The 23,046-nt window shown below is 66.6% G+C and carries 22 protein-coding genes and 1 other RNA gene; 8 read left to right on the forward strand and 15 right to left on the reverse strand.

Translation table 11 applies throughout. From position 1 onward, the window contains the following. Positions 1 to 22: 22 nt before the first annotated feature. From ppk2 to rnpB, 6 genes are all read right to left on the reverse strand, one after another. Positions 23 to 895 carry a polyphosphate kinase 2 gene (ppk2, locus tag MRBLAR12_RS05010; RefSeq protein ID WP_229994487.1) on the reverse strand — a complete coding sequence of 291 codons (873 nt, stop codon included), beginning with the start codon at positions 893 to 895 and terminating at the stop codon, positions 23 to 25. 169 nt (positions 896 to 1,064) lie between these two features. After that, positions 1,065 to 1,862, reverse strand: a complete 798-nt coding sequence (locus MRBLAR12_RS05015; protein WP_229994486.1) for an HNH endonuclease family protein — start codon at positions 1,860 to 1,862, stop codon at positions 1,065 to 1,067. 108 nt (positions 1,863 to 1,970) lie between these two features. Next, positions 1,971 to 2,180, reverse strand: coding sequence for a hypothetical protein (locus tag MRBLAR12_RS05020; protein WP_229994485.1), 210 nt, complete (start codon positions 2,178 to 2,180; stop codon positions 1,971 to 1,973). 92 nt (positions 2,181 to 2,272) lie between these two features. Next, on the reverse strand, positions 2,273 to 3,763 hold the full coding sequence (locus MRBLAR12_RS05025; RefSeq protein WP_290369375.1) for a glyceraldehyde-3-phosphate dehydrogenase: 1,491 nt from the start codon (positions 3,761 to 3,763) through the stop codon (positions 2,273 to 2,275). A 231-nt stretch (positions 3,764 to 3,994) separates the two neighbouring features. Further along, entirely contained in the window at positions 3,995 to 5,662 is a 1,668-nt protein-coding gene (locus tag MRBLAR12_RS05030) for a GMC family oxidoreductase (protein WP_229994484.1), read from the reverse strand. A gap of 191 nt (positions 5,663 to 5,853) precedes the next feature. After that, an RNA gene (gene rnpB, locus MRBLAR12_RS05035) (RNase P RNA component class A) lies at positions 5,854 to 6,247 on the reverse strand. A gap of 108 nt (positions 6,248 to 6,355) precedes the next feature. On the opposite strand from rnpB, the gene MRBLAR12_RS05040 reads away from it, so the two are divergent. The 3 genes from MRBLAR12_RS05040 to MRBLAR12_RS05050 all read left to right on the forward strand — a co-directional run bounded on the left by MRBLAR12_RS05040 (position 6,356) and on the right by MRBLAR12_RS05050 (position 8,973). Next, the gene (locus MRBLAR12_RS05040) at positions 6,356 to 7,207 is read left to right on the forward strand and encodes an SPFH domain-containing protein (protein WP_229994483.1); all 852 of its coding nucleotides are present in this window, start codon (positions 6,356 to 6,358) and stop codon (positions 7,205 to 7,207) included. A 45-nt stretch (positions 7,208 to 7,252) separates the two neighbouring features. Next, positions 7,253 to 8,146 carry an alpha/beta hydrolase gene (locus MRBLAR12_RS05045; protein ID WP_229994482.1) on the forward strand — a complete coding sequence of 298 codons (894 nt, stop codon included), beginning with the start codon at positions 7,253 to 7,255 and terminating at the stop codon, positions 8,144 to 8,146. A 62-nt stretch (positions 8,147 to 8,208) separates the two neighbouring features. Beyond that, positions 8,209 to 8,973: a YaaA family protein gene (locus tag MRBLAR12_RS05050; protein ID WP_229994481.1), complete on the forward strand. Its 765-nt coding sequence runs from the start codon at positions 8,209 to 8,211 to the stop codon at positions 8,971 to 8,973. A gap of 7 nt (positions 8,974 to 8,980) precedes the next feature. Here the strand turns inward: MRBLAR12_RS05050 and MRBLAR12_RS05055 are convergent, their stop codons facing one another. Together MRBLAR12_RS05055 and MRBLAR12_RS05060 are read right to left on the reverse strand one after the other, a co-directional pair. Continuing rightward, complete coding sequence (locus MRBLAR12_RS05055) at positions 8,981 to 9,718, reverse strand: zinc ribbon domain-containing protein (protein WP_229994480.1); 738 nt, start codon at positions 9,716 to 9,718, stop codon at positions 8,981 to 8,983. A 62-nt stretch (positions 9,719 to 9,780) separates the two neighbouring features. Further along, complete coding sequence (locus MRBLAR12_RS05060) at positions 9,781 to 10,710, reverse strand: Nif3-like dinuclear metal center hexameric protein (RefSeq protein ID WP_229994479.1); 930 nt, start codon at positions 10,708 to 10,710, stop codon at positions 9,781 to 9,783. A 99-nt stretch (positions 10,711 to 10,809) separates the two neighbouring features. Here MRBLAR12_RS05060 and msrA point away from each other — a divergent pair, with 99 nt between their 5' ends. The 3 genes from msrA (at position 10,810) to epsC (ending at position 12,959) form a co-directional block, all read left to right on the forward strand. Continuing rightward, a complete protein-coding gene (gene msrA, locus MRBLAR12_RS05065) occupies positions 10,810 to 11,334 on the forward strand; it encodes a peptide-methionine (S)-S-oxide reductase MsrA (RefSeq protein ID WP_229994478.1) in 525 nt (174 codons plus the stop codon). Between the two features lie 65 nt (positions 11,335 to 11,399). After that, positions 11,400 to 12,335 (forward strand): cysteine synthase A, encoded by a 936-nt coding sequence (gene cysK / locus MRBLAR12_RS05070; RefSeq protein WP_229994477.1) that lies wholly within the window; start codon positions 11,400 to 11,402, stop codon positions 12,333 to 12,335. 39 nt (positions 12,336 to 12,374) lie between these two features. Continuing rightward, positions 12,375 to 12,959, forward strand: coding sequence for a serine O-acetyltransferase EpsC (gene epsC / locus MRBLAR12_RS05075; protein ID WP_229994476.1), 585 nt, complete (start codon positions 12,375 to 12,377; stop codon positions 12,957 to 12,959). A gap of 24 nt (positions 12,960 to 12,983) precedes the next feature. Here the strand turns inward: epsC and MRBLAR12_RS05080 are convergent, their stop codons facing one another. Beyond that, positions 12,984 to 13,817: an oxidoreductase gene (locus tag MRBLAR12_RS05080; RefSeq protein ID WP_364744009.1), complete on the reverse strand. Its 834-nt coding sequence runs from the start codon at positions 13,815 to 13,817 to the stop codon at positions 12,984 to 12,986. 106 nt (positions 13,818 to 13,923) lie between these two features. Beyond that, complete coding sequence (gene gndA, locus MRBLAR12_RS05085) at positions 13,924 to 15,360, reverse strand: NADP-dependent phosphogluconate dehydrogenase (protein WP_018773415.1); 1,437 nt, start codon at positions 15,358 to 15,360, stop codon at positions 13,924 to 13,926. 278 nt (positions 15,361 to 15,638) lie between these two features. On the opposite strand from gndA, the gene MRBLAR12_RS05090 reads away from it, so the two are divergent. Then, positions 15,639 to 16,367: a FadR/GntR family transcriptional regulator gene (locus MRBLAR12_RS05090; RefSeq protein ID WP_229994474.1), complete on the forward strand. Its 729-nt coding sequence runs from the start codon at positions 15,639 to 15,641 to the stop codon at positions 16,365 to 16,367. Between the two features lie 59 nt (positions 16,368 to 16,426). Here MRBLAR12_RS05090 and MRBLAR12_RS05095 read toward each other — a convergent pair whose 3' ends face one another. The 3 genes from MRBLAR12_RS05095 to MRBLAR12_RS05105 are packed head-to-tail and all read right to left on the reverse strand — an operon-like array spanning position 16,427 to position 19,198. After that, positions 16,427 to 17,491, reverse strand: coding sequence for an L-idonate 5-dehydrogenase (locus MRBLAR12_RS05095; protein WP_229994473.1), 1,065 nt, complete (start codon positions 17,489 to 17,491; stop codon positions 16,427 to 16,429). Continuing rightward, positions 17,491 to 18,261, reverse strand: a complete 771-nt coding sequence (locus MRBLAR12_RS05100; RefSeq protein ID WP_229994472.1) for an SDR family oxidoreductase — start codon at positions 18,259 to 18,261, stop codon at positions 17,491 to 17,493. The genes MRBLAR12_RS05095 and MRBLAR12_RS05100 overlap by 1 nt, the downstream gene beginning before the upstream one ends. Before the next feature lie 13 nt (positions 18,262 to 18,274). Then, a complete protein-coding gene (locus MRBLAR12_RS05105; RefSeq protein ID WP_229994497.1) occupies positions 18,275 to 19,198 on the reverse strand; it encodes an NAD(P)-dependent oxidoreductase in 924 nt (307 codons plus the stop codon). Between the two features lie 98 nt (positions 19,199 to 19,296). On the opposite strand from MRBLAR12_RS05105, the gene MRBLAR12_RS05110 reads away from it, so the two are divergent. Next, positions 19,297 to 20,361: a D-2-hydroxyacid dehydrogenase gene (locus MRBLAR12_RS05110; RefSeq protein WP_364744015.1), complete on the forward strand. Its 1,065-nt coding sequence runs from the start codon at positions 19,297 to 19,299 to the stop codon at positions 20,359 to 20,361. Positions 20,362 to 20,673: 312 nt separating this feature from the next. Here the strand turns inward: MRBLAR12_RS05110 and MRBLAR12_RS05115 are convergent, their stop codons facing one another. Beyond that, positions 20,674 to 22,023, reverse strand: a complete 1,350-nt coding sequence (locus tag MRBLAR12_RS05115) for an MFS transporter (RefSeq protein ID WP_229994470.1) — start codon at positions 22,021 to 22,023, stop codon at positions 20,674 to 20,676. 164 nt (positions 22,024 to 22,187) lie between these two features. After that, positions 22,188 to 22,985, reverse strand: a complete 798-nt coding sequence (locus MRBLAR12_RS05120) for an IclR family transcriptional regulator (RefSeq protein WP_364744018.1) — start codon at positions 22,983 to 22,985, stop codon at positions 22,188 to 22,190. Positions 22,986 to 23,046: the final 61 nt, after the last annotated feature.

Genomic DNA, 23,046 nt, shown 5'->3' on the forward strand with positions numbered 1-23,046 from the left:
CTACTGAGGAAGTCAATTGCGCTCAGTCCTCGGCCGGTTTTTCCAGGCTTGCCGCGAAGTCCGGGACATAGCGGAATAGCTCCCGCGGCGGGCGCGTGTAGTTGACGGCCTTCGGCCGCTCCGGCAAAGTCACCAGCTCTGTCCGTACTTCGCTGTAATCGATGCTGGCGAGTAGGTGGGCGATGAGGTTGATCCTGGCCCGGCGTTTGTCCTCGGCTTCCACGACATACCACGGTGATTCCGCAGTGTCCGTCTGCATGAACATGTCATCCTTGGCCCGCGAGTAGTCTTCCCACCGCAAGATTGCCTCCCGGTCCATCGGTGAGAGCTTCCATTGCCGCATGGGATCATCCAGACGGGATTTGAACCGCCGCTCCTGTTCCGCATGGCTGATCGAGAACCAGTACTTGAAGAGCAGAATGCCGTCCTGAATGAGGAGCCGTTCAAAGACCGGGCACTGCGCCATAAAGCGTTTGTGCTCCGCCGGGGTGCAAAAGCCCATAACGTGTTCGACGCCGGCGCGGTTGTACCAGGAGCGGTCCATCAGGACTATTTCCCCGGCGGCGGGGAGATGCGGCACATAGCGCTGGAAGTACCATTCACCGCGTTCGCGCTCCGTCGGCGCCGGCAACGCTACTATCCGGGCAAACCGCGGATTCAGGTACTCGGTGACCCGCTTGATAGCGCTTCCCTTGCCGGCGGCGTCCCGCCCCTCAAAGATAACCAGAACCCGCGCCCCGGTGCTCCGGACCCACTCCTGCAGGGCAACCAGTTCTGCCTGGAGCCGGAGAAGTTCGGCCTCGTAGATTCCGACGTCGAGCCGAGCCCGCCGCCGTGCGGAGCCCTTCCTGTGACCGGAGTGCCCCTTGCCAGAATCGTCCGTGCGATGTGCCATGGTTTCCGTTCCAGTATTCCGGCGCGAGGTTTGTCCCGCGCCCATTCTCGCCGGGCAGCAGAACGGCAGCAAGGGTCCTCCAGCCCGGAAGCGGCGAGGGGCGGATCCTATGCTTGGGCCACTGAATCCCTGCGACATGCACGAAAGGACGGGACAGGACATAGTGCCGTCACCGCGCAACGATTGTCTGCTGCCCTGGGCACGAGGCGAGGATCCGTTTCATCGCCTCCTTCTCCGCGGGCGTGACCCATAACCGGTAGGCGGCCTTGACGGAAATCTGGCGGGCCACGTAGTGGCAGCGGAAAGCCTTGTTGGGCGGCAGCCAGGTGGCGGCGTCCGAGGCGCTTTTGTCCTGGTTGGCGGGACCGTCGACGGCGATCAGGTTGAGGGGATCGTTGGCCAGGTGTTCGCGCTGCTGCGCGGTGAGCTGCTGGGCGCCCTTTTGCCACGCGTCGCCCAGCGCCACGACGTGGTCGATCTGCACCGCTGCGCTGGTCTCGGCGCCGCGCCGGAACGCGATCATGCGGCCGGTGTAGGGTTCCTGGAACGTGCCGCCGGCCACCTGGCACCGGGAGCCGCTGACGAATTCGGCGGCTTCCAAGTCCCGGCGGAGGATGTCGTTGCGCGTATCGCAGCCGTTGCGGTCGACGTCGAGCCAGGCCTGGCCGAAGGCGCCGCGGTCATAGTTGTCCTTCGCCGACCGGCCCTTGACCGCAAGGGTGTCGAGCGCGCCGGCGGCGCTTCCTTCCGGCACGGCCCGGACTGGGTCCACCGCGTACATCCACCCGCCGGCAAGCACGGGGGCCTCGCTGGGGCCCGGGGTCTGCGGCTCCGCGACGGCAAACTGGCCGGCCGTGAAGAACCAGACCACGGTGCCGAGGAGGGCCAGTCCGGCTGCGGCCAGAAGAACCCACGCCTGGCGGGAGCGGCGCCGGGCGTTGCGAAATTCCGTCCAGGTGACGGTCATGAGGGCGGCCGCTGGCGGCGTTCTGGCTGCACGCCCTGAGCCTACCCGGGCGCTCAGACACCCGGGAGGTTGTCCACAGTGTTGGGGACGGGTGGCGGAACGCCGGGGCTATTGGTCCCGCGTGACCCGTTTCAAGTCTTCGTTGGCCAGATCCAGCAGGTCCTGGAGCTGGCTCACCCGGTCGTCGTTGACTTCACCGGCCCCGCGTTTGACGATGGCGTCGTCCAGCAGCCGCTTCGCTTCCTTCGCGTTGCCCCGTGCGACGTCCAGCGCGTGTTCCAGGGTGGTCTCGTGTTCAAGAGCCGGGTTCTGTTCCATGGCACCATTGTGGTGCCCTTTCCCGGCCGATTCCAGTGCATCGGCCGGGAAAGGAGGAACATGTCCCGGTCAGGGACCTTTGGCCCCGCGGACTAGACCTCTACGGGCAGCCCGGCGGCCTCGAGGATGGAGGCGGCGTCCTTGGCGGGGAAGGACGGCGGGTTGACCCCGGCCATTTCCTCCATGACGCGGACCACCTGGCAGCTGTAGCCGAACTCGTTGTCGTACCAGACGTACAGGACGAGGTTCTTGTCGTTGGAGATGGTGGCCAAGCCGTCAACGATGCCTGCCCGGCGCGAGCCGACGAAGTCCGTGGAGACAACCTCGGGCGAATCGATGTAGTCGATCTGCTTGCGCAGCTCGGAGTGCAGCGACATTTCCCGCAGGTAGTCGTTGACTTCGTCCTTGGTGGTGCCGTTGTCCAGGTTCAGGTTCAGGATGGCCAGCGACACGTCCGGGGTGGGGACGCGGATGGAGCTGCCCGTGAGCTTGCCGAGCAGTTCCGGCAGCGCCTTGGCGACGGCCTTGGCGGCACCAGTCTCGGTGATCACCATGTTCAGCGCGGCAGAGCGTCCACGGCGGTCACCCTTGTGGAAGTTGTCAATCAGGTTCTGGTCGTTGGTGAAGGAGTGGACTGTCTCCACGTGCCCGTGCACCACGCCGTAGCGGTCGTTGATCGCCTTGAGCACCGGGGTGATGGCGTTGGTGGTGCAGGAGGCCGCCGAAACGATCGTGTCCGAGTCGGCGATAGTGCCGTGGTTGATGCCGTGCACGATGTTCTTCAGTTCGCCCTTGCCCGGGGCGGTGAGGAGAACGCGAGCGACGCCCTTGCTCAACAGGTGCTGGGACAGGCCTTCGGCGTCGCGCCAGCGGCCCGTGTTGTCCACGACGAGCGCGTCGTGGATGCCGTAGGCGGTGTAGTCCACCGTGGAAGGGTTGTCCGAGTAGATGACCTGGATCTGGACGCCGTTGGCTGTGATGGTGTCGTTTTCGAGGTCCACCTTGATGGTGCCTTCGAAAGAGCCGTGGACGGAGTCGCGGCGCAGCAGGCTCGCGCGTTTGGCAAGGTCGTTATCGGAACCGCGGCGGACCACAATGGCGCGCAGGCGCAGGCCGTGGCCGCCGCCTGCCTTTTCGATCAGGAGCCGGGCCAGGAGCCGGCCGATGCGGCCGAAGCCGTAGAGGACGACGTCGGTGCTGGTGCGGTCGTCGCCGCCGCGCTTGCCGACAACCTCGGCGAGTTCCTCGCGGAGGAAGGCATCCAGGCTGGCGCCGTCGCCCTCGGCGCGGTACTTCTCGGTGAGGCGGGCAATATCAATGGCCGCTGCGCCGAGGTCCAGCTTGGTCAGGGCCTCCAACAGCGGGGCCGTCTCCTCGAGGCGCAGTTCTTCCTTGCTCATCCGGCGGGCGAAGCGGTGGGCCTTGAGGATATTCATAGTGGACTTGTTGATCAGGCTGCGTCCGTGGATGGAGGTCACCACGTTGTTCTCGCGGTACAGCCGGCCGATCACAGGGATCATGGCCTCGGCGAGCGCCTCACGGCCCATCCACGTATCAAGACAAGAATCTGACGTCTGGCTCACAGAACTACCTTCCTAGAATCCACCCCCTACGTCCTCGTAGGGGGAAGTCGGCCGCCGGAGGGTGTCCGGTACCGGGCACCGGCGGGGATTCGGTCCACCCCGGGCGCCTCATCGAGCGCAAAGAAAAATCCGCCGGCTGCGAACGCAGACCCGGCGGCAGAACTTCTACGTTCACCATCAATTCTACGGGCGGCCCGGCAGGGTGAGGTGCCTTGTTGCGCGTGAAATGACTCACACACCGTCTGGGACGCTGCAGGAACCGGCGAATCCACCGACGCCGGGTGTCGCCCTGCCTGCGTCCTCGAGGATCATGTCCACAGCTTTTTCCGCGATCATGATCGTGGGCGCCTGGGTGTTGGCACTGATCAGGCGGGGCATGATCGAGGAGTCAACCACGCGCAATCCCTCAAGACCATGGACCTTCAGCCGCGGCGAGACGACGGAATCATCGGAGGTTCCCATCGCACAGGTGCCGACCGGATGGTAGGAGGTCCGTCCGTAGGAGCGCACGAAATTCACATACTCGTCACGGGTTTTGACCCTTGAGCCGTCACCGATGTGCTCCGCCTTGATGAACGCTGCCATCGACGGCTGCTCCATGATCTGGCGGCTCTGCCGCACGCCGGCAATCGTCATCTCCAGGTCATAGTCATCCGCGAGGAAATTCGGATCGATGAGCGGTGTCCTTCTGGGATCTGAGGACTCGACGCGAACTGTCCCGCGACTGCGTGGGCGCAGGAAGTACGAGTTCAGCGTCGCCCCGAACCCGGGCCGCAGCGACGCTATGCCCGGCTCCGACCTCGCCGCTGGCAGGAAGTGGAACTGCAGGTCAGGGGTCTTCTCATTCGTGTTGGCGTAGCTGAAGCCACCGGCCTCGACAAGGTTGGACGCGAACGGTCCCGAGCGGAAGGCCAGGTACTCGAGGCCGGCCATGACGGTCGCCGGGCGCACGCGATTGAACCGGTCCAGGCTGTGGTCGTCGGTGAGTTCGTAGATGATGTCCAAGTCCAGGTGGTCCTGCAGGTTCTTCCCGACGCCCGGCAGCGCATGGAGAACGTCGATGCCGGCGGCAGCAAGGTCTGCCGGGTCTCCAATGCCCGAAAGCTGCAGCAACTTCGGAGATCCGAAGGCGCCACTGGCGACGATCACCTCACGCCGTGCGCCGTAGGTTCGTTCCACTCCGCCTTCGATGGCCTGGATGCCGACGGCGCGGCCATTATTGATGACCACCTTTGAGACGGTTACGTTGACTCGAACCGTAAGATTGGGCCGCTGGCGCGCGGGTTTTAGATAGGCAACGGCTGCACTGCACCGTCGGCCGTTCCTGGTGGTGGTCTGGTAGAAGCCGACGCCGAGCTGCTTTGCGCCGTTGAAATCGTTGTTGTAGGGTAGCCCGAACTCCTGGCCCGCCTGCACGAATGCCGCCGAGAGCGTGTGCGGTCGCCGGGGGTCAGAGACGCCCAGAGGCCCTTGAGTTCCGTGGTGGGGCCCTGAAAGTCTGGAGTTTGACTCCGAGCGGACGAAATACTTGGACACCTCGGCGGCGGACCAGCCCTCGCATCCGTAGTCCGCGACCCAACCGTCGTAGTCCTCAGCCACGCCCCGGGTGAAGACCTGGGAGTTGATGGACCCTCCGCCGCCGAGCACGCGGCCTTGAGGGAGCGGGATGCTGCGGCCGTTGCTGTACTTTTGCGGGACGCTGTTGTAATCCCACTGGTACGGGCCTCCCTTTAGTCTCGGGAAGCCCGCGGGCATGTGGATGAAAGGATGGCGGTCGGACCGGCCCGCCTCAAGCAGCAGCACGCGAACTGCTGGGTCTTCACTTAATCTCCCGGCCAGGACGCTGCCGCCTGTGCCACCACCGGCGATGACATAGTCGTATGCTGCGTCATCCGGCACTATGACTCCTCAACCATCGCATGCACCGTCACCTGAAGCGTTCATTGAAGTGTCGGGGCTCGCCGGGATGATGTCAAGCATGCCTCAAGGTTTTCCCAAGCTTGCAACCGTGCAGGCACGCGCCCCCCGGCCGGCACCCTGTGAGGGCCGAATCCCGCTCCGGGCAGGACAGGGTAACCCGGCGGTTTTGGTGGATGGGTTGACCGATACGCCGGGTTCTGTGTTCCCGCGCTGTTGCCGGCGAGGGAGTAGCGGCCATCCATCTACGGACGCCGTTGCCGACGCCCTCCAGCGGCCTACCCGAACACTCGGGCGAGCAGCCCTCAAACGTGTCCTGTCTGGCCTTGCTCCGGGTGGGGTTTACCTAGCCTTCCCGGTCACCCGGGAAGCTGGTGGTCTCTTACACCACCGTTTCACCCTTACCTGCCGTGCGGCCTGTGCAAGCACACGCCGCACGCAGGCGGTCTGTTCTCTGTGGCACTGGCCTGCGGGTTACCCCGAGTGGGCGTTACCCACCACCCTGCTCTGCGGAGCCCGGACGTTCCTCGAGCCACTTGCGTGACGCGCGGCCGCCTGGTCAACCCATCCGCTGTCCATTCTACGTTCTCCCCACGACGCAGCCGCACCGGGTCTTTTGGGGCGGCCGGTGGGAGAATTGGAGCAGGATTCCTGCTAGTCAAGGAAAAGATCCCGATGAACTGGACCGCCATCATCATCTGGCTGCTCGCCATCGTCCTGGTGGTTGTTATCGCCAAGATGTCGATCAAGATTGTGCGCCAGTACGAACTAGGCGTCCTGTTCCGGCTGGGCCGGGTGGTCGCGGTCCGGATGCCCGGGTTGCGGTTCATCATCCCGGTGGTGGACCGGCTTCAGCTGGTGAGCCTGCGGATTGTGACGATGCCGATCCAGTCGCAGGGCATCATCACCCAGGACAACGTCAGCGTCGACATCTCGGCAGTGGCCTATTACCGGGTGATCGACGCCGTGAAGTCCGTTGTGGCGATCGAAGACGTGGCGGCGGCTATCAACCAGATCGCCCAGACCACCCTGCGCAAGGTCGTGGGCCGGCACAGCTTGGACCAGACGCTGTCCGAGACCGAGCACATCAACAGTGACATCCGGAAAATCCTGGACGCCCTGACCCTGGAGTGGGGTGTCGAAGTAACCCTCGTTGAACTCAAGGACATCCAGCTTCCGGAGAGCATGAAGCGGGCGATGGCCCGGCAGGCGGAGGCCGAGCGGGAGAAGCGGGCCAAGATCATCGCGGCCGAAGGAGAGGCGATCGCCGCCGTGGCGCTCGGCGCGGCATCTGACACCATGATGGCCCACCCGGTCGCCCTGCAGCTGCGGAATCTCCAGTCCCTCGTGGAGATCGGGGTGGACAAGAACTCAACCGTCGTCTTCCCGGCGCCCCTGATGAGCACCATCGCCGAACTGGCCGCCTTCCTGGCCCGCGAGGACCATGTGGCCCGGACAGCGATGTCGGCGGCTGCACCCGCAGCGACGCCGGCGGAATCACCGGCGTCACCGATCAAGGCCGCGTAACGCCCGGACCGGCGCGCCTATTACCGGCGCGCCTATTATCGAGGGATGGACAAGTCTGCCCTGACCCGGCGCCGGCTGCTTGAGCTGGCAGGAATCGGCCTTGGCGCGTCCGCCCTCACAGCCTGCACTGACGGCATAGCGCCTCCCGAGAGCTCCCCGCCCGCGCCGGCAAGCCCGACGGCGACAGCTCTGCCGGCTCCCGCCGCCCCGTTGACAGTCCGGACCAGAACAGGTTCATTCGTCTCGGCTTTCCGCCCCGGGATCGCCAGCCATTGGTCGCTGGCTGCACCCGAATTGCCGCCCGGCGGCGTGCCGCCCGAATTGCCCGTGGCGGTGTTTCTTCACGGACTGGGCGGCAGCCACACCGTCCTGCTGGAGGATATGGCGGCCCATGAGGCCCTCCAGGGGCACCTGGACGCCGGTGGGGCGCCGTTCGCGATCGCTGCGGTGGACGGCGGAAACACGTGGTGGCACCCCCGCGCCGACGGCAGCGACACCCAGTCGTTGCTGGTGAAGGAGTTTGTTCCGTTCCTGGGCGGCCAGGGCTACGACCTTGGCAGGATCGGCCTCTTCGGCATCTCTATGGGAGGCTTCGGCGCCCTCCTGCTGGCCTCGCAGGGCCGGCTGCCCGGAGTCCGCGCCGTCGCGGCCATGAGCCCGGCGGTCTGGGACCACTACGACCCACGACAGGAATCCGCTTTCGACGGCCCGGCCGACTTCGCGGCCCATGATGTGTTCGCGCTCCGGCCCCGACTCGCGGCCGTGCCCATGCGGATTGATTGCGGCACCGGGGACGAGCTTGCCGCCACGGTCCGTGCCTACCGCGCAGGACTGCCGGGCGATGTCGAGGGGAGTTTCCGGCCGGGCGGCCACGACTACAGCTACTGGCGGTCCGTCCTGCCCGAGGTGCTGTCATTTCTGGGCTACCACCTCGCCTGAACCCTCCGCCGCCGGCCCCGGACTGCGGCACCCGCGGCCCCCGCCGCCGGTAAGATCGTACGGTGCTAATTCTGCTGCCGCCCTCCGAGGGCAAGACTCCCGCTGTGGGCGGGGACGCCGCCGACTGGAGCGCCTTGAGCTTTCCCGCCCTCAACAGCTCCCGGGCCAGGGTCCTGGACGCCCTCGGCACCGTCAGCGCCCACGAGGACGCCCTGGCGCTGCTGGGCGTCGGCGCCTCGCTGAGTTCCGACGTCGAACGCAACACCCGCCTGCACGCGGAACCTGCCGCCCCGGCCCACCAGGTGTATTCCGGGGTGCTCTTCGACGCCCTCGGCTACGACTCCCTGACCCCGGCGCAGCGGAAGAAGGCCGACGCTTCGGTGCTGGTGGTGTCCGCCCTGTGGGGCGCCATCCGCTTCGCCGACCGCGTACCGGCCTACCGCCTCTCGATGGGGATCTCGCTGCCCGACGTCGGACGGCTGGCCTCGTTCTGGAAGCCGCAACTGGGCGACGCCCTGGCGGCGGTCACTGCGGGTGAGCTGTTAGTGGACTGCCGGTCCAGCACCTACGCCGCGGCCTGGACTCCCCCGCCGGAGCAGACAGTGGCCGTGAACGTCTTCACCGAGACCGCCGGCGTGCGCAAGGTGGTCAGCCACTTTGCCAAGCACACCCGGGGCGAGCTGGCACGGCATTTGCTCAGCCGCAGGGGCAAGGCTCCCCAAACCCCGGCGCAGCTGCAGAAGGCGGCGGCGGAGAAGTGGGTTGCCGAACTCGTTGAGGGCACGGCCCGGAAGCCGCACACCCTCAACATCATCCTGCCGGGCTAGGAACCGGCTAGGCCCACTCGGCCGAGCGGACCAGGATGCAGCCGGAGTCCGGGCAGAACACGATGTCGTCCTCAGCCGCGGCCTTGATCTCGGCCAGGTCGCCGGGGCTGAGGTGCATGCCGGAGCCTTCCGAGGTGCCGTGGAAGAGCCGGGCAGCGCCGACGCCGCGCTTGGCCAGGGTCTTCTCGTAGACGGCAAGCATCCCGGCGTCGAGTCCGGCGGCGAACTCGGCACGCCGCCCGCGCACCACAGTGGCTTCGGCAGCAATCTCGGCCAGCTGCCCGTCCAGCTCGGCACGGATGGAGCCGAAGGAGCCCTGGATGTCGTCCACGATCTGCTGCTGTGCCCCCTGGCGGGCGCGGAGCGAGTCGAGCCGTTCGAGGACTTCGAGCTCGACGTCCTCGAGGTCCGAGCGGCGCTTGTTCAGGGAGACGAGGTCGCGCTGCAGGGCAACGAGATCCTTGGACAGGCCGGTGCCGCTGTTGAGCCGCGCCTCGTCGCGTTCGATCCGGGAGGCAACCTGCTCGACGTCGGCCTCTGAGCGCTTGAGCTCGAGCTCGGCGTCGTGGACGGCCACCTTCGCGGCGCCAAGTTCACCGTTGGCCACGCTGAGCGCGGCTTCCAGGTCGGTGATCCGGGAGTCACTTTCAAGGCTTCGTCGGCGGTTGGACAAGGACTTGAGCTTGGCATCGAGTCCCTGCAATTCGAGCAACTTCAACTGTTCCGCCGGTGCTGCCTTGGCCACTATTTACCTCCGCTAAATCCAAACCGGCCGAAGCCGGGCACCGTATCGGCGCTCCCTAGACTCTAGTCCCCGCCCGGAGTCAGAATGAAGTCCCACGGGTCGCTGTTGGTGGTACTGACCCGGATCTCGACGTCGTGGCCCTGGTCGGCGAGCACATTGCCCAGCGCTTCGGCGGCCGCAGGCAGCCAGAGCCATTCGCTGGCGAAGTGGGAGACGTCGATCAGGTACGGCCGGTCGTTGACCGCCGCCTCCCGGGCTTCCGAGGCCGGGTGGTGCCTCAGGTCCGCCGTCACGTAGACGTCCGCGTTGCTCGCCCGCACCTCGCCGAAGAGGGAATCCCCGGCGCCACCGCAGACAGCCACCCGCCGGATCAGCCCGTCCCGGTCACCCGATACCCGGACGCCGCCGGCCACAGAGGGCAGGATGCCGAACACGCGGGCGGCGAAATCACCCAGCGTCAGGACCTCTTCGAGGTCGCCGACGCGGCCGATGCCTTCCTCGGGGAGACCGTTCGCCGCGGGAGTCAGCGGGGCCACGTTCTGCAGGCCCAGCGCGTCAGCAAGGACGTCGGAGACGCCCCCGACGGCGGAGTCACCGTTGGTGTGCACGGTCATCAGCGCGGTCCTGGACTCGATGAGGCGGTGCACGGCTTTGCCCTTGGCCGTGTTCGCCGCGACGGACGTCACGCCTTTGAGCAGCAGCGGATGGTGCGTGATCAGCAGCTCGGCACCGAAGTCGATGGCTTCCTCGATCACATCGGTCGTCGGATCGACCGCGAACATGACCCTGTGCACCTCGGCGTTCGGGTGGCCCGCCACGAGGCCCACCTCGTCCCAGTCCTCGGCCAGCGATTCAGGCCAGAGCTCCTCCACCGCCAGCTGGATCATGCCCAGCGTCGCGGCGCCCGAGGCCTCCCCTGTGCCGGCATCGCCGTCGACGGCGGCAGCAGCGCGGTCGGATTCCGCTGAAACATCGGTGTTCACAGGTTCCATACCCCCATTTTTACCCTATCCGCGGGCGGCACTGTCACTCGTAACACTCTCGTAAGGTGGGTGGGGAATCATCGGGGCCCTCGAACCATTGAAGAGATCATGAGAACTTTTGTCCTCGGCGGAGGCTGCTTTTGGTGCCTCGACGCCGTCTACCAGAAAACCAAGGGCGTCAGCTCGGTCGTCTCGGGCTACACCGGAGGCCATGAACACAACCCCGACTACTACTCTGTGTGCTCCGGGACCACAGGCCATGCCGAGGTGGTGGCGGTGACGTTCGACGAGGACGTCATTCCCGCGGAGGTCATCCTGGACATGTTCTTCGTCCTCCACGACCCCACCACACTGAACCGGCAGGGCTACGACGTCGGGACCCAGTACCGGTCCTCGATGTTCTACGAGACCACCGAGGAAAAGATCCTGTTCGAGGAGGCGATCGAACGGAACCAGGCCCTGTGGCGGCACCCGATCGTCACCGAGGTCAGCCGGCTGCCGAAGTTCCATGTGGCCGAGGAAATCCACCAGGACTTCTTCGCCAAGTACCCCGAGGAGGGCTACTGCCAGGTCATCATCAACCCGAAGCTGGCCAAGGCGAGGAAATATTACTCTGCATGGCTTAATGCTTAGCTAGGGCCTGCAGGCGCTCGTTAGGCTGACCTCAGTCAACCCTCTTCAAAGACAGGCATACATACATGGCACCGATCTATGACGATGTAACCCAGCTGGTGGGCGGAACTCCGCTGGTCCGGCTGAACCGGCTGACCGAAGGTCTTGACGCCACCGTGGCCGTCAAGCTGGAGTTCTACAACCCGGCCAACAGCGTCAAGGACCGGATCGGCGTCGCCATCATTGATGCTGCCGAGAAGTCCGGTGCCCTCAGGCCCGGCGGCACCATTGTCGAAGGCACGTCCGGCAACACCGGAATCGCCCTGGCCATGGTGGGCGCGGCCCGCGGCTACAGGGTCATCCTGACCATGCCGGAAACCATGTCCACCGAGCGCCGGGTCATGCTGCGCGCGTACGGTGCCGAAATTGTCCTGACCCCCGGCTCCGAGGGCATGCGCGGAGCCGTGGAGAAGGCCCAGGAGATCGTGGCCAACACGGAGAACTCCATCTGGGCCCAGCAGTTCGCCAACGAGGCCAACCCGGAGGTCCACCGCCGCACCACGGCCGAGGAAATCTGGACGGACACCGACGGCAAGGTGGACATCTTCGTCGCCGGCGTCGGCACCGGCGGCACCGTCACCGGCGTCGGGCAGGTCCTGAAGGAACGCAAGCCGGACGTCCAGATCGTCGCCGTTGAGCCGAAGGACTCCGCCATCCTCAACGGCGGCGCCCCGGGCCCGCACAAGATCCAGGGCCTCGGCGCGAACTTCGTCCCGGAAATCCTGGACACCAACGTCTACGACGAGGTCATCGACGCCACGCTGGAAGATTCCGTCCGCGTCGCCCGCGATCTCGGCATCAAGGAAGGCATCCTGGGCGGCATCTCCTCCGGCGCCATCGTCTGGGCGGCCCTGGAGCTAGCCAAGCGCCCGGAGAACGCCGGTAAACTCATTGTTGCTGTGGTTTGCGACTTTGGTGAGCGCTACATCTCCACCGTGCTGTACGACGACATCCGCGGCTAAGTACCTGCCGCTGTCCCACAATTCCCCAGAAAGGTCTTTGTGAGCTTCTTCGCAAGACTGAAGGAAGACCTCGACGCCGCCCGGTCCCACGACCCGGCGGCTCGAGGTTCTTTTGAGAACTTCTTCGCCTATTCCGGCCTGCACGCGATCTGGTTCCACCGCCTGACGCACCGGCTGTGGCAAAACCCGGCCCTGCGGTTCCCGGCGCGGCTCATCTCCCAGCTCGCCCGGTTCCTCACGGGCATCGAGATCCACCCCGGCGCGACCATCGGCCGGCGCTTCTTCATCGACCACGGCATGGGCGTGGTCATCGGCGAGACCGCCGAGATCGGCGAGGACGTCATGATCTACCACGGCGTGACCCTCGGCGGCCGCTCGCTGGCCAAGATCAAACGCCACCCCACCATCGAGGACCGCGTGGTGATCGGCGCCGGGGCCAAGATCCTGGGCCCCATTACTATCGGCCGGGACAGCGCCGTCGGCGCCAACGCCGTGGTGGTCAAGGATGCCCCGGCGGAATCAATCGTCACCGGCGTGCCGGCTACGTGGCGTCACCGCGATGCGCAGCGCGAGACCAAGCCCGCCGTCGACCCGGCCGAATACCTGATCGATTACCACATCTAGACCCAATACCGGATCTGGGCGGTCCTACCCGGGGAACCGCTTGTAGATGTTCCACAGGACGGCGTCGAACACACGGTCCGGCAGCAGGTGGCGCAGCATCAGGATCCCCCGGGCGCTGGCACCCACCGGGTACCGGGTCTTGGGGCGCCGTGCCGTCGCCGCGTGCAGGATCGCCTCGGCCGCGAGCTCCGGCCGCGCCGACGTTGCAGCGTTGTCCGTGGTGGCCAGGGCAGCCGCCACCACCTTGGCCTGGGCCCCGTACGGGCCACTCCCGGAGCTGGCCAGCAGCCCCTGCGCCGCAATGGCGCCCCACTCGGACTGCGTCCCGGCGGGCTCGATGATGGCCACATCAATCCCGTGCGGCTTAAGCTCGAGCCGCAGCGAATCACTCAGGCCTTCCACCGCAAACTTCGTCGCGTGGTACCAGGCGCCCAGCGGCTCGTACATTTTGCCGCCGATCGATGAGATGTTGATGATCCGGCCCGCCCGCGCGGCCCGCATGGCGGGGATCACGAGCTGCGTCATGCGCGCCAGCCCGAAGACGTTCACGTCGAACTGCCGTCGCCCCTCGGCCAGCTCCACCTCCTCGAGCGAACCGTACGTCCCGTAGCCGGCGTTGTTGACCAGGACGTCGATCCGGCCGTGCGCGGCCAGCACTTCCCCGACGGCGGCGCCCATCGAGTCCTCATCCGTCACGTCCAGGGCCATCACCTTGACGCCGGAGGCTTTCAACGGCTCCATCTTCTCCACCCGGCGGGCACCGGCATAGACGGTGAAGCCGGCCGCGGCGAGCTTCTTCGCGGTGGCAAAGCCGATCCCGGTGGACGCACCGGTGACAAGCGCTACGGGCTGGGGCATGTGCAGAACTCCTTGGGCGCTGAACTCCTTGGGTAGGAGCGGCCGGATACACGGACGGCCGGCGCCTCCCAGAGTATCTGGAAGGTGCCGGCCGTCCGTGGTGCGGCTAGTGGGTGTCGACTGCCTCGATCTCGGACTTGTCCTCGCCCCAAAGGGTGTGGAACGTGCCCTCGGCATCGACGCGGCCGTAGGTGTGCGCACCGAAGAGGTCGCGCTGGCCCTGGATGACGGCGGCCGGCAGGCGCTTGCGGCGCAGGCCGTCGTAGTAGGCCAGCGAGGAGGAGAACACCGGCACCGGGATGCCGAGCTGCACGGCGGTGGACACTACCCGGCGCCAGGCCGGGAGGACCTCGGCGATCGCCTTGGTGAACGCCGGGGCGAAGAGCAGGTTGGCCGGCTTCTCCGCCGCGGCGTAGGCCTTGGTGATCTCCTTGAGCAGCTCGGCGCGGATGATGCAGCCGCCGCGCCACAGCGAGGCGATTTCATCCAGCTTCAGGTCCCAGCCGTATTCCTTGGCCGCGGAGGTGAGCATGTCCAGCCCCTGGGCGTAGGAAACCAGCTTCGAGGCGTAGAGCGCCTGGCGGACGTCTTCGACAAAGCTCTCGGGGACCTCGACGGCGGCCTCGCCGCCGGCGAGCAGTTCCTGGGCCAGCACGCGCTGCTCCGCCTGCGAGGACAGGGCCCGGGCAAAGACCGACTCTGCGATGCCCGAGGTCGGGGAGCCGAGCTCGAGCGCGGAGATGACCGTCCAGCGGCCGGTGCCCTTCTGGCCGGCAGCATCCACCACGACGTCGACGAACGGCTTGCCGGTCTTCGCATCGACGTGGCCGAGGACCTCGGCGGAGATTTCGATCAGGAAGGAGGCGAGGTCGCCCTTGTTCCACTCTTCGAAGATCTTGGCCTGCTCGGCCGGTTCGATCCCGGCGCCGGAGCGCAGGAGGTCGAAGGCCTCGCCGATGACCTGCATGTCGGCGTATTCGATGCCGTTGTGGACCATCTTGACGAAGTGGCCGGCGCCGTCGGTGCCGATCCAGGCGCAGCAGGGCTGGCCGTCGACGTGGGCGGCGATCTTTTCCAGCAGCGGGCCAAGCGCGTCGTAGGACTCCTTGGAACCGCCCGGCATGATCGAGGGGCCGTTGAGGGCACCCTCCTCGCCACCGGAGACGCCGATGCCGACGAAGTGCAGGTCCTTCTTGGCGAGCGCGGCCTCGCGGCGGCGGGTGTCCTCGTAGTGCGAGTTGCCGGCGTCGATGATGATGTCGCCCGCCTCCAGGAGCGGCTCAAGCTGCTCGATCACGGAATCGACCGGCTTGCCGGCCTTGACCATGATCAGCACGCGGCGCGGCTTTTCCAGCGAATCAACGAGTTCCTGGAGGGTTTCCGTGCGGACGAAGTCGCCCTCATCGCCGTACTTGGCGAGCAGGGTGTCTGTCTTTTCCACCGACCGGTTGTGCAGGGCAACGGTGAAGCCGTTCCGGGCCAGGTTGCGTGCGAGGTTGGCCCCCATCACCGCGAGGCCGGTAACACCGATGTGTGCTGACATCAAAACTCCAATTCATTTCTGTGCACCATGATTTCTGTAGACCATGGATGCACGGCGGTTCATCTAAGACGTTCATCTAGGACTCGGGCAGGTGCGCCGCAGAGGGCGGAACCCGCTCTTGAGAATTTGTGGCTGTCCATAAACCATATGTATTTCCGCGGGCTGCGGGAAAGCAGCGCCCACGTAGCGGAATACTGTGCGTCATAAACAGTCTATGATCACCGGCGCCCGCCCCGCCGGTCGGCCTGGACCAGGCCCGCCGCATTATGCTTACGACTATGTCAACCAGTCTCCATCATCGTGCCATTGAGCACCTCGGAACCCGGATCGTGGCCGGCGAGCTGCCGCCCGGGCACGTCATGCTTGCCGAGCACCTTGAGGACGAACTCAAGGTCTCCCGTTCGGTGGTCCGGGAGGCGGTCCGCGTTCTCCAGTCCCTGGGCCTGGTTGAGACCATCAAGCGCGTCGGCATCCGGGTGCTGCCCTCCAGCCGCTGGAACCCGTTCGATCCGCTCGTGATCCGCTGGCGCCTGGCCGGCGAGGGCCGTGGCGCCCAGCTGCGTTCCCTGGCCGAGCTCCGCACCGCCGTCGAGCCGGTGGCCGCCGAGCTGGCAGCGGCCAACGCCCCCGAGGAGCTCCGCCAGGAGCTCGTGGAGATCTCGCACGCCATGCGCGACGCCGGCCAGGCCGGGGACGTTCCCCGGTTCCTCGAACTGGACATCCTGTTCCATTCGCTGTTGCTGACCGGCTCCGGCAACGAGATGTTCGCCAACATGGTGGGCCAGGTGACCGAAACCCTGACCGGCCGCACCATCCACGGCCTGATGCCGGACCACCCGCGGGAGACGGCGCTGCAGTGGCACGTAGAGGTCGCCGAAGCCATCGCCGCCGGGGATGCCGCCGCCGCGCGCGAGGCCTCGAACCGGATCATGCGGGAGACCATCTCGGAGATGGAGCCGAGCTGGAAGAACCAGCCGCGGGTGTTTGTCCCGGTCGAGCGGCACTAGCGCGCCACTGGCGGACCGGGCCTCGACGACGGCGCCGCGCCTCACGCCGGCCGGGCGCCTCACGCCGGGGCCGGCCGGAAGTCCAGCAGGACCTTCCCGGAAACAGCCGCGTTCCTGGCGACGTCGAACGCTTCCAGTCCGCGGTCCAGCGTAAAGGCGTGGGTGACCACGGGATCCACCAGCAGGGATCCGTCGGCCAGCGCACCGAGAACCTCATCGATTTCGTCGTTGAAGCGGAACGAGCCCACCAGCTCCAGCTCGCGCGTGATGGCCAGGGAGATCAGCACGGGCTGCGGGCCGGAGGGCAGGAGCCCCACCATGACCACCCTGCCGCCGCGGACCGCGCCCTTGATCGCCGAGGCCAGCCCCTGGTGGCTGCCTGAGGACTCGATGACGATGTCCGCCTCCACCGCCGCGATCGCCGCGGCGGCGTCCCCCTTGAGGACGGCGTCCGCTCCCACGGCACGGGCAATTTCCAGCGGCCGCTCATGCATGTCCACGGCCACGATCCGCCGAGCACCGGCGCGCTTGAGGACGGCCACCGCCAGGGCGCCGATGGGGCCGCTGCCGATCACCAGCGCCGTCTTTCCCGCCACATCCCCGGCGCGCGACACGGCGTGCCAGGCTACGCTGGCCGGCTCAGCCAGTGCGGCAGTCCTCAGCTCGAGGCCGGCCGGCAAGGGCCGGAGCATCCGTGCCGGCAGGTTCACATACCGGCTGAACGCGCCGTCCGTGTGCGGAAAGCGTGCTGCGCTGCCCAGGTAGGTGCAGCCCGGCGAAAGATTGGGGCGGTCCCCGGGGTACCGGGCGCCGCCCGGGCCCGGTGTGGCGGGATGCACCGCCACGGCCGTGCCCGCCGCGGGCCCGGTCCCGTCCGAGGCGGCGCGGATGACGGTTCCCACGATCTCGTGGCCCAGGACCAGAGGTGCCTTGAGGATGGACTCCCCCGCGGCGCCGTGCAGCCAGTAGTGCAGGTCGGATCCGCAGATGCCGCCGAAGGCCACTTCGATGACGGCTTCATCGGACGCAGGCGCGGGCACGGGAATGTCCTCGATCCGCAGATCGCCGGCCGCGTGGGCCACCACTGCGGCGGCCGTGGCCGGAAGTCCTGCCACGCCGCGCATCAGACCACCACCGTCATTCCGCCGTCGATGAAGATCGTCTGGCCATTGACGAAATTTGAGCCGTCGGAGGCCAGCCACACCGCGGGGCCGGCCAGGTCCTGCACGGTCCCCCACCGGTGCGCGGGGGTCCGGCCCAGGATCCAGGAGTTGAACGCCTCGTCATCGACGAGGTTCTGCGTCATCTCGGTGTGGATGTAGCCCGGCGCGATGCCGTTGATCTGCAGGCCCGAGGCCGCCCATTCCGCGGTCATGGCGCGGGTCAGGTTCCGCAGGCCGCCCTTGGCCGCAATGTAGGGGGCGATGGTCGGGCGTGCCAGGTCGGTCTGGACCGAGCAGATGTTGATGATCTTGCCCCGGCCGCGGGGAATCATGTGCCGGGCCGCTTCCCGCCCCACCAGGAAGGCACTGGTCAGGTCCGTGGAGATCACCCGCTCCCAGTCCGCGACGTCGAGCTCCAGCATCGGCACGCGGTGCTGGATGCCGGCGTTGTTCACCAGGATCTCCAGCGGCCCCACGTTTTCCTCGACCCAGGCGACGCCCCGGGCGGCCTCGGAGTCGCTGGTGACGTCGAAGGCGCAGCTGTGCACACGGCCCGGCGGGTAGTCCGCGGCCATCGCGGCCTCGGCGGCCTTGAGCCGCTCGGGGTTGATGCCGTTGAGCACCACGGTGGCGCCGGCGTCGGCCAGGGCCCGGGCCAGGGCGTTGCCGATCCCCCGGCTGGAACCGGTGACCAGTGCGGTCCGGCCTGTCAGGTCAAAAAGTCCATTCATGGTTCGCTGATCCTCAATTGGTCTTTGCTGCTGGGTTTTCACGTGTGTCGTCACTGAGATTGGAGATGGTTTGCCGCACGACGGCGAGGTCCCGGTCCCCGAGCCCCTGGCGCTTGAGCTCCGCGTAGAGCTCGACGCCGGCGGCCGCCATCGGTACTGCGGCACCGGCCGTGGCGGCGCTGTCGAGCACGAAGGACAGGTCCTTGTGCATGAACTTGGCCGGTCCGGTGGGCTCGTAGTCCTTCGCGGCGAGCCGCGGCCCCACGATGTCCAGGACCCGGCTGCCGGCCAGTCCGCCCGCGAGCACCTCGTAGAGCGCGGATACGTCCATGCCGGAGCGTTCGGCGAGCTCCGCGGCCTCGGCGAGCGCCGCCGTCGTGGTTCCTACGATCAGCTGGTTGCAGGCCTTGGCGAGCGACCCCGAGCCCACTGGACCCAGCCGGCGCACGGTGCTGCCCATCGCGCTGAAGAGCGGCAGGAGCCGCCGGAAGTCGGCTTCGCTGGCGCCGGCCATGATGGCGAGTGTTCCGTCCACCGCACCTCTCGTGCCGCCGCTGACAGGCGCATCGACGACGACGGCGTTGCCTCCGCTCGCCTCAGCGACCCGTTTCCCGAAGTCCTGCACCCCAGACGGCGAGACGCTGCTCATCACCACCACGGCGGTTCCGGGGGCGGGCGGCTTCGCGGCCCAGCCGGCCAGGAGCGCGGCGCTGGCAGCCTCAATGTCGGACAGATCCGGGAGCATGAAGACAATCACCGGCTGGTCGCGGAGCGCCTCGACTGCTGCCACGCGGGATCCGCCGAGGGCCTCGAAGGCGTCCAGGGCCGCCGGCGAACGGTTCCAGGCACTGACGGCCCACCCTGCCGCGAGGAGGTTGGCGGCCATGGGCGCCCCCATCAGTCCCAGGCCGACAAACCCGGCTTCTTTGCGGTCCATGTCCATGTTGCCTCACTCCGTCGTGGTAAATCTGTCGTGGTGAATCTCTGCCGTAGTCAATATTGGAAATCTGTTCAGCATTCTAGCCTCCATTCAGTATGATGAACACTATGACGACCAAAACCACCGTCGCGATCGCCGTCCCGCTCGAAGCAGAGCATGTGGAACGCATCCGCGCCGTAGATCCTTCCGTGACCGTCCTCTACGACCCCGAGCTTTTGCCGCCGGAACGCTTTCCCGCAGACCATTCGGGAGATCCGGACTTCCGCCGGACGCCGGAGCAGGAAGAGCGCTACTGGGACATGCTCAACAAGGCTCAGGTCCTGTACGGGCTCCCCAACGAGAGCCCCGCGGGCCTTGCCCGGATCGCCGGCAGCAATCCCCGCCTTGAGTGGATCCACGCCATGGCGGCCGGCGCCGGCGGTGCTGTGAAGGCATCGGGGCTGGACGCCGCAACGCTGCAAAAGTTCAAGGTCACCACCTCGGCCGGCGTGCACGCCCTGCCGCTCGCCGAGTTTGCCGCCCTCGGCATCCTCAACGGCTTCAAGCGCAGCGCGGAACTGGCACAGGACCAGGCCGCCAAGCTCTGGCCCGAGCTCCGCACCCCCACCCGCCTGGTCAACGGCTCCCGCCTGGTGGTCACCGGACTGGGCGAGATCGGGCTCGAGACCGCACGGATCGCCCGCGCCCTGGGCATGAGCGTCAGCGGCACCAAGCGGACCGTGGAGTCCATCGACGGGATCGAGGTGGTCACGGACAACGACGGCCTCGCCGGCCTGCTCGGCACCGCGGACGCCGTCGTCAACACCCTTCCCGGCACGCCCACCACCGAGAAGCTCTTCGGCCGCGACGTCTTCGCTGCCATGAAGCCCGGAACGGTCTTCGTGAACGTGGGCCGCGGCACCGTGGTGGATGAAGAGGCGCTCCGGGAGGCGCTCGGGAACGGCCAGGTCTCCTACGCCTGCCTGGACGTGTTTGCCGTGGAGCCGCTCCCGCAGGACAGCCCGCTGTGGACCCACCCCAGGGTGATGGTGTCCCCGCACACCTCGGCCCTCAGCGCAGCCGAAAACCGGCTGATCGCCGAACGCTTCTGCAGCAACCTGCGGACCTACCTCGACGGCGGCGAACTCCCCCACGTCGTGGACACGGTGCACTTCTACTGAGTCGGCTCTTTCCCCATCCTGCGGCCCCCGCCGCAGCGCACGCCAGGCGGTCCCTCCGGAAACGGAGGGGCCGCCCTTTGCGTTGATGCAGGGCATGCGCGTCCTGCCTGGCGACTCGCATTCCCGCCTGGCGAGGCGGGTTCCGGCCAGCGACGCGCATAGTGCCCGGCGACGCGGGTATTCGGAAGCGCTGGGTATTTTGCGCGTCGCCAGGCGTTTCCCGTGTCGCATAAAAGGCCGTGGCCCCTTCCTGAGTGGAAGGAGCCACAGCCTGCGGTCCCGCGCACGGCGGGTTGATAGGGGCGGGTGCGCCTAGCGCGCATCTTCCGTGAGGAGCAGGTCGCGTCCCACCGTCTCGGGCGTGAAGAAGGTGGTGACAAACGAGATCAGGGCAAGGACCAGCGAGTAGATGGCGAGAACCAGCCAGGAGTGATCCGTCACAGCCAGGAGCGCGGCACCCACCAGCGGAACGAGTCCGCCGGCCATGACTGCGGAGAGTTCACGGCTCATGGCCACCCCGGTGAAGCGGTAGCGCGACCCGAAGAGTTCGGGCAGGAGCGGGCACTGCGGGCCCAGCATGGACTGAACGCCGAGGGCGATGCCAACCACCATGACTATCCAGACAAGCGTGACATTGCCCAGCGTCACCAGGTAGAAGGCAGGCAGGGCGATGACGGCCTGGAACAGCGCACCGTAGCGGTAGACGGGCACGCGGCCGAACCTGTCGGACAGCGCACCGAACGTGATCACCATAACGGCGGCGAAGCCGGCGGCAATGAGCAGGCCGACCGGTCCGATGAACTTGTCGCCGGGGAAGACTCCGTCCTTGGCGGCCAGGAAGGCAATCAGCAGGGCGGAGTAGATCGAGGAGTTCCCGTTTTCGCCCATCCGCAGGCCAATACCTATCAGCGTGTTCTTCTTGGAGTGCTTCCACAGCTGGCCGATGGGGTTCTTGGCGACATTCTTGTGCTTCTCCAGCTCCTGGAAGACGGGCGTTTCCTTCAGCCGGAGCCGAATGAAGAGAGCCACTAAAATCAGGAACACACTGGCCAGGAAAGGCACCCGCCACAGCCAGCCCTCCAGCGTGGCCTTGTCAGCCATGGCAATCAGGGCAAACGTGCCGGCGCCAAGCAAGGTGCCCAGCTGGATGCCGACGAACGGAAGCGCGGCGAAGAAGCCACGACGGCGACGCGGTGCGACTTCTGAGATCAGCGTGGTGGCGCCGGCCTGTTCCGCGCCGGCGCCCAATCCCTGCAGGATGCGCAGCGTCACCAGCAGAACGGCGCCAAGCATGCCCGCCTGTTCATAGGTCGGCAACAGGCCGATGGCAAAGCTGGCGGACCCCATCAGGGTGATGGTGAGGATGAGGACCATTTTGCGGCCGAACCGGTCCCCGATGTAGCCGAAGACCATTCCGCCGAAGGGCCGGGCCGCGAAGCCTACGCCGTATGTGGCGAAGGATGCGATCAGCGCCCCGTCTTCGCCGAGCGGCTTGAAGAACAGCGGGCCGAAGATCAGGGCCGAAGCCAGGCCGTAGATGTAGAAGTCGTAGTACTCCAGCGCGGAGCCCACGGAGCTGGCAAGCGTAGCCCGTCGCAGCTGTTCCGGATCGACGACGGCGCCGTCCGCTTCAGCGAGCGGTGTATTAGTACTAGTTGTCACAAGCACTCCCTCAAGAACACTCCAGACCCCCGTTGGTCTGGTGGGATGTGAGCAACCCCCGAAGAGTCGATCACCATACTGAACAGCGTACAGCATGGTGATCGACTAGCCAATGAATAATCAGACTTATTCTTGGCAACCCGGGACGAGCCGACGGAACGGGGCTAGCCCATGGGATTGCCCAGGGACCGGGCAAGGTCCTGGAGTTCCTTGACCATCATGGCGCCCTGCTCCTGCGAGTAGGTCGCCTTCAGCGCGGTGACTGAGAGGCCAAGGCTGGGACCGTGCGCGCCGCGCGTCGGGACAGCCACGGCCAGGCACACGACGCCCGTGGTGGATTCCTCGTCCTCGAACGCATACCCCTGCTCCCGGATGACATCGAGCTGCGCCTTGAGCTCGGCTCCGGTGCGCAGCGACTTCGGCGTCAGGACCGGCAGTTCGGCGTCGTCCGGAAACATCTCGTCGACGTCATGGTCATGCAGCCGCGCTATCAGGGCTTTGCCCACGGCGCAGAGGGAGACCGGCATCTTGTCGCCAATGTTGGACGTCAGGCGTACCGCGGGGTGCCCTTCATAGCGGGCAAGATAAATGACATTTGTTCCGTCCAGCATCGCGATCCGGACAGTTTCACCCGACAGCGTCGGAGCCTGTTCACAGAACCGGTAGAACTCCTGGACCTCGTCGAGGCGGCTGAGGTACGCCGCACCCAGCTCAACCAATTTGCGGCCGAGGGTGAACTCCGCGCCCTGGCGGTTGATCAGCCTGGCCTCCTCGAGCGCGAGCAGGAGGTTGGAGGTTGAGGACTTTGGTATTCCCAGCTCCCTGGCCAGATCACTGAGCGTGAGGCGTCCGGTCGCGGACGCGGCCAGGGCCTCCAACACGGCGGCGGCGCGCGTGACAGCCGGTGCCGGTGACGCGCTCCCCAATCCGTCGGAGATTCGGGAAACTCGGGAATCGGCCATGATTCTCCTCCAGGTATCGCGCGCAAGTTGCCGCGCCACTCAAACAAATACCGTCCAGTCA

This window comes from Arthrobacter sp. LAR12-1-1.1 (genome assembly GCF_040676555.1).
Taxonomy (GTDB): domain Bacteria; phylum Actinomycetota; class Actinomycetes; order Actinomycetales; family Micrococcaceae; genus Arthrobacter.